The sequence below is a fragment of the Thermococcus celericrescens genome, from assembly GCF_001484195.1.
Classification (GTDB): domain Archaea; phylum Methanobacteriota_B; class Thermococci; order Thermococcales; family Thermococcaceae; genus Thermococcus; species Thermococcus celericrescens.
On sequence record NZ_LLYW01000049.1, the window covers coordinates 1 to 8,694 of the forward strand.

Consider the following 8,694-nt stretch of genomic DNA (forward strand, 5'->3'; position numbering starts at 1 on the left):
CGAGCCATAACTCAATAGCCTCCGTTATGGCCATTCCGAGGGCTCCTTTTTTGACGCCGTAAACATCGAGGATTTTCTTTCGGAATTTGACTTCTAACTCGTCTGGGATTTTCACGGTTATGACGCCCATTGTATTCACCAAAATACTTAAATACCTGATTACTTAAATGGTTTTTGGTCGTGATGCCCGCCCGGTGAAGTCTGTGAGCAAGGTGAGGTGGAGGACTGGCTGAACCCTGCGGGTGTTCGGGCGACCCGTTCCGCCGTAGTATGCTGAAAGAGAAGGAGAGTGGGCGAGGCGGTCTAAGTCCGGGCACCCGCGGAATCTCGGGGAATGAAACTCTACGTGAGCACACAAAAACACACATGGAGAAGACCCCGTTGCGGACCCCTCATTTTTCCATCAGGCCCTTCACGATTTCAACGACCTCGCTCAGCTTTGAAACCACGAAGTCGCAGTTGCCCCACAGTTCTCTCTTTGCCCCATTCGGGTCGAGGAGGACGCTGGACATTCCAACGTTTTTCGCCCCAACACAGTCTTTGGCGGGGTTGTCGCCGACGTAGAGGGCTTCGCCCGCTTCAACGTCGGCCCTTTCAAGCGCGAGCCTGAAGGGCCCCTCGTGGGGCTTGTAGAAGCCGGCATCCTCGCTGGTTGTTATGGAGTCGAATAGGTCGTAGATTCCGAGGGCCTTAAGGTGGGCCTCGATGTAGTCGTTGTCTGAGTCTGTTATGATTCCGACGTGGAGGCCGAGGTCTTTGAGAGCCTTAATCGTTTCAACTGCATCGGGGAAGAGCTCTCCGAAGCGCTCGTGCATGGCGATGCTTATCTCCCAGAAGTCGTCGGGAGCCGAAAAGCCGTAGTGCTCGGCCACCTTCCGCATGGCCTCGGTATCAACGTCCCGGATTTTGACGTAGGGCTTGCCGGCGAGCTCCTTGAACATGGCGGAGCTTTCGGCTTCATACTCCTCCCAGAGCCTCACGTAGTCGAGGTCTTCCCTCCCGGCCTTTCTGAGGACCTCCCTCATGATGTTCTGATGGGTAACGTTTTCGCCCTCCTTCGTTATGAGCGTGCCCACGAAATCGAAGAAGACCGCCCTGAGCATCACAACCACCGGAGGGGTTTGGGGGCGGACGTTAAAACCCTTGCCCGGCAGAACGACAAGTTCTGTTGTGAAACTTTCCAAAATTTGCTGTTTGAACAAGGAAATGTTTGAAAATTTTTAGCTCTCAGCAATTTTTACGGGGGGCCGAACTACAGGGCATCACCACCCCCGTTGGGTGTCTCCCATGTTGCACGTTAGGGTCATCGAATGGTTCCTGCTCTTCAGGAAAAAGTAAATCTGACCTAAACCTTAAAAGCCTCCCCGCGTAGTCTCCCCGGTGGTGTGAAATGGCCGAGATGAACGAGCAGCTTGAAAGGCTCGCTTACGAGTACCAGCTCCTTCAGGCCCAGGCGCAGCTCCTGGCCCAGAACCTTGAACTGCTCACACTGGGGAGGAACGAGTTCCAGGCGGTTAAGGAGACGCTGGAGGAACTCAAGAAGGTCGAAGAGGAGAAGCCGGAGATACTGGTGCCAATCGGGGCTGGCTCCTTCCTGAAGGCTCACATAGACGACAAGGAGAACGCGATAGTCAGCGTCGGCGCCGGCTACGCCATCGAGAAGAACCTCGATGACGCGATAGTGTATCTGGACGCGCGCATCAGGGAGTACGACGAGGCGATAGCCAAGACCCAGGAGGCTCTCAGAAAGCTGGAGGGGCAGCTGGGAGAGCTCGCCCAGAAGGTGCAGGAGCTTCAGCAGAGGCAGGCCATGAGCTTCAGCGTAAGGAAGTGATTGAGATTCTTTCTTCCTCCTTTTCAGGGTGGAAACCGAAACCCGGGGGATAATATTTTAAACTTTTCCGTCCATAGCTGTTTTTAAGATGCTAACAAGGATCAGAACGGCTTCAACTGCGCTGGTTTTAATCATAATTCTCGGAACGTTTGGATTAGCCGTGCCTGGGATTAACATCAGCGCTCAGGAGATTGGGGCTGGCTCAAACTACCTCGTGAGTCCTGTCCGTGAGGGAAGGTACGCCCTCTGGACCACTAACGGGAGATACAATCCGTATAACCCGCTGGGTGATGTGGTACATGTGGAGTTGATTCTTGGGGGGGATCTGCCAGAGGGCTCTGAAGTTACGGTTGTGCTGTATAATTCCTCCGGCCAGCGTATTTCTGATGGTACGTTTGTTGTGCCGCGGGGGGGTCTTCCCGGGGGAACTGCATTTAACGTCAGCGTATCACAGGTGTCCGCCTCTTGGGTTGATGTGTCAAAAACCAGAGTGGTTGTGCTCTCAAGGGATTATGCCTACGATGCGGGTAAACCAATCTTTGTGGATCTTCAAAAGGTCGGATTGGGTACCTATGACGAAAAATATTCCCAGGCCATGATTATAACTGGAAGCAATGTTCCGCTGAATTGGTATACGATTCCTGTTGGGCTCGGGATTTCAGATCCCAACTTCAACTGGGACACTGTCTATTTCACTAACGCCTCGGGAGATTGTTTGTATTACTGGATAGAGAGTCAAGAGGCTAATTCGCAAGGCTCATCGGCGTGGTTCTGGCTGAATGTGACCAACATTCCTGCTAATTCCCGGACGGAGATATACATCAACTACGGCGGCTCCGGAAACCCGTGCGTTGATCACAACGATCCAGACAAAGTTTTCCTGCTTTACGATGACTTTAACGACATCTCCAATTGGAATTCCCGGGGTGGTGTTTCCCCTCCTTCAAACGGCGTTCTGTCACTCTATCCGGGGCAGTGGATTTGGACAAAGCGTCAATTCCCTGCACCATACCATGTCGAAGCTGTAGTCTCTCTGGGGCCGGATGATATGACGAATCCCTATGATGTTATCTCATCTCTGTTTGGAGACATTCAGATTTCCCTGGGTTCTTTTTTCCTTCCCTGGATACTGCCGTCTGGAGAAGGGTATGGTGAGGGAATTGGTAACGCTTACTGGTTCACTCGGATTCCTCTGAACGGAGAGGCTCAGTTCAACGTCAACTCTCCACAGCTAGATAAAAACAGTGTGTCCTGGAACTACGGAATTTCCGGTTCACGATACACTGTGGGGCGGTGGAGTTTTATTGATATGTTCTCCCTCGGGGATGCCATTGCCATTTATCAGAACGGGAATTCAATGGCCTATTACAACGTTCTCCCAGGCCAGTATGGTTCAGTTGGATTTGGCCAGTATAGCGGGGGCCCCCTGTTGATTGATTACCTCTTCGTTAGGAAGTACGTTAATCCAGAGCCCACATGGGATCTGGGGAATTTCTACTATCACCTTACCTTTAACCCTCAACCTCCCCAAGCAACATCTTCCATAACAGTCTCCAGCCCGAAATCTGTTAACATTGCCTCTCTCCCCACGATCCCCCCTGAATTGCCTTCCCAGCAGATTTCACAGAAAACCCTTTCCGTAACTCCCTATTTCAATGACAAATGGAGTTTGGTGGGGCTCAATTTAACATCCTCTATGATTGAAAGATACGAGCAAAATCTGCTTGAAAAAAGAATCCGGGAGTTGATGACCTCCTCCTCGCCCTAGAGGATGGGTTTCCGTCGAGGAAACCCCCTAACTCAAGGACGGGGAGGTTTGAGGGGTAATCCTCACCACCCTCTTTGAAGAGGGTTCGGAGAACCCCTCTGGGATGGTCTCGCCCCAATTACCCCTACCCCCCGCTAAAGCCGAGAGGCTCGGGGTTATGGTTTCCACAACCTTCTTCAAGATATTGAAAGCACCAACAAGGTCAGCGTTCATAACAACGCCCTCTCTGCGACACTTAAACAAACCCCTGAAAATCCTCCCGTTAGTGTGTCGCTGGCCACAGAGAGGGCAAAGCTGAGAGGTAAAAGCCTCATCAACAACCAAAACCTGGATACCATACTCCTCAGCAACTTCCTTCAAGCGTTTAATGACAGTATTAAACCGCCAGACGTGGGAGAGGAGGAAATTCTGCCTTCTGCCCTTATCAGGGTTCCTGCTAATGCCCTTTGGATAACCAACCACAATCCTGCTAACGCCTAACTGATAAAGCCTCTCGACGGTCTGTCTCACAACAGTGTCAATGTAATGCTTTGCCTGAAGTTTAGCCTTCTCGTGCATTCTTTTGAGCTTCTTACTCTTCTTTGCACCACTCTTGTTGAGTTTGGACTGATAATCGGCTATTCTCCTCCGCCAGTAAAAGGCTATTGACTTTAATGGCCTGCCGTTCACGAGGAAGCTTTCGCCGTTCTCAACGTAAACGGCCATTAAGTTGTTCACTCCTAAATCAATTCCCGCTGAGAGACTTCCTAAGGATTGTCTTGGAACTTCAACCCATTCCTCATTGATTAGTTTTTCTTTCACTGTGATGCTGATGTGAGCATACCATTTTCGCTTTACCTCGTCGTAAGTTATCTCTAACCTTCCCTGCTTGCCCCTGAGGTAAATTTTCCCCTTGAATTGAATCCTCAGCCTCCCGAACTTCCCGAGACGTCTCAACTCGATGCCGTTCCCATCAATTCGATACTGGTCGTTTCGGAGTGGGATAATGAACAGTTTCTTTCCGTTCTCTTTCCTGACGAATCCCGGAGGTTTCGGCCTGAACCACTCCGGCAATTCTCCGTTTTTCTTCTTCTTGTTGAGTTGGAAGAAGGAACGCCAGCTTTCGGCGTTCTTTCTGGCCAATTGCTGGACTGTTGAGCCGCCAATCCAGTTTTTGAACTCGTGATAGGCTTCCTTTTCCGTCCCGTTAAAATCAATCCTGCCGAATTCTTTGAATTGTTTTAAACGCTGGTAGTTCAGCTTGTTCCAGATTACTGCCGAAGCGTGAGCTAACTCGAAGAGGGTTTTCCTGCTCCTTGCTCGGCTGGAGTTTGACCGTTACCGAGCGCTTCATCTCGAAGTATAGTATGACTCTTAGGCTTTAAAAGAGTGTTGCTTTCCTGCTTAATGGCTTGTTGGGTAGTGCTTGTCCCCGCCCTGAAGGGCGAGGCTTGCAAAAGAAAAATGTCACTCCCCCACAGGGTGGTTCTTAGAGTACCACTCCACCGTTTTCTTCAGCCCTTCCTCAAGGCTCCACTCCGGCTCGAAGCCAAGACTCCTAATCCCGCTTATATCCGCTAGACTGTGCCTTATGTCACCCGGTCTGGGCTTGTCGAAGAGTACGGAGCTGTTGGCGCCGGTTATCTCGATTACCTTCATCGCCAGCTCGAGGATGGTTGTCTGCTTTCCGGTTGCAACGTTGAACACCCGCCCGTTGCTCCTCCGGCTCTCGGCGGCGAGTATATTCGCCTTAACGACGTCCTTCACGTAAATGAAGTCCCTCGTCTGTTTGCCGTCTCCGAAGATAACGAGCGGCTCGTTCTTCAGGGCGCGGTTGATGAAGATGCTTATAACGCCCGCGTACTGGTTGGCGCTCTGCCTCGGTCCGAAGACGTTGAAGTAGCGCAGCGCAACGACTGGCAGGCCGTACAGCTCGTGAAAAACCCGGAGATACTCCTCGGCGGTCGCCTTGGTCACGCCGTACGGTGAAAGGGGTTTCGGCCTCTCAGTCTCCCTCAGGGGCAGGTTCGGGTTGTCCCCGTAGACCGCTGCGGAGGACGCGAAAATCAGCTTCCCGTGCCCCTCCAAGAGTGCCTTTAAAATGTTCAGGGTGCCCATAACGTTAACTTCCTCCGTGAAAACCGGGTCTCTGACGCTCTCGACGACGCTCACCTGGGCCGCCTCGTGAAAGATGTAGTCCGCGTGGCTTATCAGTTCCGCAACGGCGCTGTAATCCCGGATATCGGCCTTCACAAGCTTCGCACCCGGGGGCACGTTCTCCTCCTTCCCGGTGTAGAGGTTGTCTAGTATAACCACCTCATTGTCCCTGACAAGCTCCCAGGCGATGTGGGAGCCTATGAAGCCCGCTCCTCCTGTGATGACGACAAGCTTGTTCTTCATGTATTCACCCATGAAAAATAAAAGGTGCATCCTCTAAAATTTATCCGTCCGCGATCCGTGCATCCTCAGCTTTACCTCCCGCATGATGTCCTCTTTACTGGGGGATACATCCTTGGAAGATTTATATGCATACTCGATGTCCCTCAGAACGTATGTCAGCTTTTCCAGAATGTCTTTGCTCTTATTCCAAGGGGTTGCATAACGGAACTCGATCATCTCCGCCAGCTCGTCAATGGTGAAGCTGCACACGGTCTCCTGCGTCTTACAGTCAACTATCTCGAGGTTTCCTCCCTCCAGCACAAGCCGGAATTCCTTCTCCTCCTTCATGATGATCACGGATTATTTTAGGGTTTTAATGGTACTTTAAGGTTACGCAGGAAATTTTTTGGACAGTCTCGAAAGATTCTTATATACCTTTCCGCCACAACATAATTAGGGGAACGGGAACCATGGATGGGCGGGTTTCCACGGGAATTCCTGGATTGGACTTCATGCTGAACGGGGGTCTTATCCCGGGCAGAACGTACCTTATTAAGGGGGCCCCTGGTACCGGCAAGACCACCCTTGCGATGCACTTTGCAATGGCGGGGGTAGATAACGGTGAAAACGTACTGTATGTTACATTGGAAGAACCCGCTGAGAACCTTAAGATGGATATGATGAAGTTTGGCTTTAACCTCGCCGACCTTCACTTTACAATAATAGACGCCACTCCAACCGCGGAGAGGTACGTTCTCATGGAAAACTTCTTCGAGTCCTTTGCGGAGGGCATGGACAAGATGCTGACTGCCATAAAGGAACAGTTCAAACAGAGATACTACCACAGGGTTGTCATTGATCCTATAACCATGCTCAAGGTGGCTACGAAAGATGATATCGAGTACAGGAGGTCGTTTCTTACTTTTGTCAAAGCGGTGGGGAGGTTAAAAACCACCGTAATCCTGACATCGGAACTTCAGAGGACGGATGTTGAGGAGTACCTGGTCAACGGGGTTATTGAGCTCAAGATGTTTGAGATGCAGGGAAAGCTCGCCCGCGGCATCAGGATAACAAAGTTCCGCGGTAGCGCCTTTGATGGCACCATCCGGCCGTACAAGATAACTGACAGTGGAATTGTTGTGTACCACGACCACGTCCTCCCATTGCCCTGACATTTTTCTCCTCAAGCCTCGTCCTTCAGGGCGGAGAGGAGGTCAGATCAGAAAAATGTCAGCCATCCCGTGGAGTGAGAAAAGTTAAAAGCCTTCGCTCGATTCATCCGTCATGAACCCGCTCCTCCTATGTCTTGCTGTCATCTTCCTCTGGGATGGATACTTCTTCGTTAATTACCTACTCCACCTTTTCACGGAGTATCGAACCGGACAATGGCTGCCTAAGGTCTCGATACTCATCCCGGCTTACAATGAGGGGGAGCACGTTCTCAAGGCCGTCAGATCAGCGCTCGCTCAAGATTACCCGGACTTTGAGGTCATAGTGGTCGACGATGGGAGTGAGGATAACACCTTTGAGGTTGCCTCCTCGGTCAAGAGTCCCATGCTGAAGGTATATCGGATGGAGCACGGTGGAAAAGCCAGGGCCCTGAACTTCGGCCTCTCGAAGGCTTCCGGCGAGGTCATAGTAACGACCGACGCCGACAGCTATCTCGAACCCGATGCAGTTAAGGAGCTGGTGAGGCGCTTCCACTCCGATGAAGTCCTCGGAGTCGGCGGCCAGGTTCGCGTCGCAGGAGGCTCTTTCCTTGAGATGGCGCAGGACGCGGAGCACCTCAGGATAGCGATGTTCCGCAGGGCGAAAGAGCTGGACGACCTGAGCCTCGCTCCCGGTCCGATAGCGGCCTTCCGCAGGGAGGCCATTGAGAGGATCGGCGGCTTCGTCGAGGACATTGTTGAGGACTACGCCACGACGAAGGCTGTTAAAGAGTTTGGAAAAGTCGTCTACGCCCCTCGCGCGAGGGTGTGGACAAAAATGCCGAAGAGCCTTGCCGTCCTCTGGCGCCAGAGGAAGCGCTGGTTCCTTGGAGACTTAAAGAACCTTGGGGGAGGATTCACGAAGGACTTGACTTTTCTGCTCCTTTCGGACGTCGTGGCGTTTTTCGATGTGATCGTCCCGCCGCTTCTCCTTATCACAGGTCAGTTTGAACTCTTCGCCCTCGGGTGGTTCTTCGAGACCTTCACGATGCTCCTGCCTACCCTCTTCGAGGGTGGAAGGCTGATAAACGCGCTCCTGTTTCCCCTTATAATCTGGTTCTGGGCGGTGTTTTACCTTACTCTCCACATCTACGGCTATCTCTCGGTGCTCCTCAGGAGGGCATGAGGCAATACGGGGCGAAACCCTTTTAAGTGCTCACTTCCGCACTACATAGACTATATAGATTATGGGCCAACAAATAGAATATAGTGATGACGATGATAACGGCGCTCTTCATGGCGTGGGCGATAGGCGCAAACGACAGTGCAAAGGCCGTTGGAACCGCTGTTGGCTCGGGCGTGCTCGGCTTCAAAAGAGCCGTGCTCCTCATAGGGGTATTCACAACTCTGGGCGTTTTTCTTGGAGGTTCTGGCGTTTCCGGAACGGTTTCCGGGCTCGCCGAGGGCATGTCCGCGGGTGAGGTCGGTCTCGTCCTCTTCAGCGCGGCCTCTGCCGTAACCCTCGCAAGCCTCTGGGGAAGGCCTATCTCAACGACCCAGTCCATAATAGGCGGTCTCGTGGGGGC

At 52.1% G+C, this 8,694-nt stretch carries 8 protein-coding genes and 1 pseudogene; 5 read left to right on the forward strand and 4 right to left on the reverse strand.

The window, feature by feature from the left end; genetic code table 11:
• Nucleotides 1-392: 392 nt before the first annotated feature.
• Entirely contained in the window at nt 393-1,103 is a 711-nt protein-coding gene (locus APY94_RS11810) for a TIGR02253 family HAD-type hydrolase (protein ID WP_058939816.1), read from the reverse strand.
• Between the two features lie 287 nt (nt 1,104-1,390).
• Here APY94_RS11810 and pfdA point away from each other — a divergent pair, with 287 nt between their 5' ends.
• Nucleotides 1,391-1,834, forward strand: coding sequence for a prefoldin subunit alpha (gene pfdA / locus APY94_RS11815; protein WP_058939817.1), 444 nt, complete (start codon nt 1,391-1,393; stop codon nt 1,832-1,834).
• Between the two features lie 88 nt (nt 1,835-1,922).
• Nucleotides 1,923-3,602, forward strand: coding sequence for a DUF2341 domain-containing protein (locus tag APY94_RS11820; protein WP_058939818.1), 1,680 nt, complete (start codon nt 1,923-1,925; stop codon nt 3,600-3,602).
• Between the two features lie 27 nt (nt 3,603-3,629).
• On the opposite strand, the pseudogene APY94_RS11825 reads toward APY94_RS11820, so the two are convergent.
• From APY94_RS11825 to APY94_RS11835, 3 genes and pseudogenes are all read right to left on the reverse strand, one after another.
• A pseudogene (locus tag APY94_RS11825) lies at nt 3,630-4,935 on the reverse strand (RNA-guided endonuclease InsQ/TnpB family protein).
• Nucleotides 4,936-5,048: 113 nt separating this feature from the next.
• Nucleotides 5,049-5,981, reverse strand: coding sequence for an SDR family oxidoreductase (locus APY94_RS11830; RefSeq protein ID WP_058939819.1), 933 nt, complete (start codon nt 5,979-5,981; stop codon nt 5,049-5,051).
• 33 nt (nt 5,982-6,014) lie between these two features.
• On the reverse strand, nt 6,015-6,308 hold the full coding sequence (locus tag APY94_RS11835) for a hypothetical protein (RefSeq protein WP_058939820.1): 294 nt from the start codon (nt 6,306-6,308) through the stop codon (nt 6,015-6,017).
• 122 nt (nt 6,309-6,430) lie between these two features.
• Here APY94_RS11835 and APY94_RS11840 point away from each other — a divergent pair, with 122 nt between their 5' ends.
• From APY94_RS11840 to APY94_RS11850, 3 genes are all read left to right on the forward strand, one after another.
• On the forward strand, nt 6,431-7,132 hold the full coding sequence (locus APY94_RS11840; RefSeq protein WP_058939821.1) for an RAD55 family ATPase: 702 nt from the start codon (nt 6,431-6,433) through the stop codon (nt 7,130-7,132).
• A 112-nt stretch (nt 7,133-7,244) separates the two neighbouring features.
• On the forward strand, nt 7,245-8,294 hold the full coding sequence (locus APY94_RS11845) for a glycosyltransferase (RefSeq protein ID WP_058939822.1): 1,050 nt from the start codon (nt 7,245-7,247) through the stop codon (nt 8,292-8,294).
• A 92-nt stretch (nt 8,295-8,386) separates the two neighbouring features.
• Nucleotides 8,387-8,694, forward strand: a 308-nt coding sequence (locus APY94_RS11850) for an inorganic phosphate transporter (RefSeq protein ID WP_211259711.1), incomplete at its 3' end; no start/stop codon positions are given.